2 protein-coding genes are annotated in these 620 nt (G+C 33.9%); one reads left to right on the top strand and one right to left on the bottom strand.

What is annotated here, in order from left to right:
- On the top strand, positions 1-110 hold a 110-nt coding region (locus LPW36_RS17690), incomplete at its 5' end, for an IS1 family transposase (RefSeq protein WP_230608631.1).
- Here LPW36_RS17690 and LPW36_RS18085 read toward each other — a convergent pair.
- Positions 107-620 (bottom strand): AAA family ATPase (locus tag LPW36_RS18085; RefSeq protein WP_230611904.1); only part of this gene is annotated, 514 nt, incomplete at its 5' end. The two genes, LPW36_RS17690 and LPW36_RS18085, sit on opposite strands and share 4 nt — an antisense overlap.

The raw sequence follows: 620 nt of genomic DNA on the forward strand, positions 1-620 counted from the left end.
TGCGAACCCATCTTAAACGGTTGACCCGCAAGACTATCTGCTTCTCAAAGTCAGAAGAAATGCACGATAAGATCATCGGATGGTATCTGACGATCAATCATTACCACTAAATCTGCGTCACGACCATATATCTTAATAGTAGAGGATGTAATTTATCATGTAACTCATCAATAACTAAAGTATATCCATTCTCTAGAGTATCTAACCAAGGACCAGCCAAAGAAAATAACTTTCTAGTACCATCTGATTCATAATCAATGTTTAAAGAAACTTCAACATTATTTTTATTTTTACGAATAAAGTCGGCATCAAAAACTTCCTCTTCTAGAATTTTATTTTTTTTGACAATATTTTTTAATTCATCAGATAATTTATTATACTCTTCGGTATCAAGTAGTGATTTTTTAGTGATGCTGATATCATCAATGTTCATATCCGCAGCATTTAAAAACTTAATAATATTAGCTTTTTTATTACTAATTTCACACTGCTTCATTGGGTCGTGACGCATATTTAGTGTTGTGGTATTCTTCGCCCTTTGGATGATTGATGGCAAAGATTGATGTAGTTTGTCCCCGCTGTTCTGAAACGAGTGATGTGATCCGAAACGGTCATTCCAC

Origin of the sequence: Limnobaculum eriocheiris (assembly GCF_021010575.1) — a bacterium.
Taxonomy (GTDB): Bacteria; Pseudomonadota; Gammaproteobacteria; order Enterobacterales; family Enterobacteriaceae; genus Limnobaculum; species Limnobaculum eriocheiris.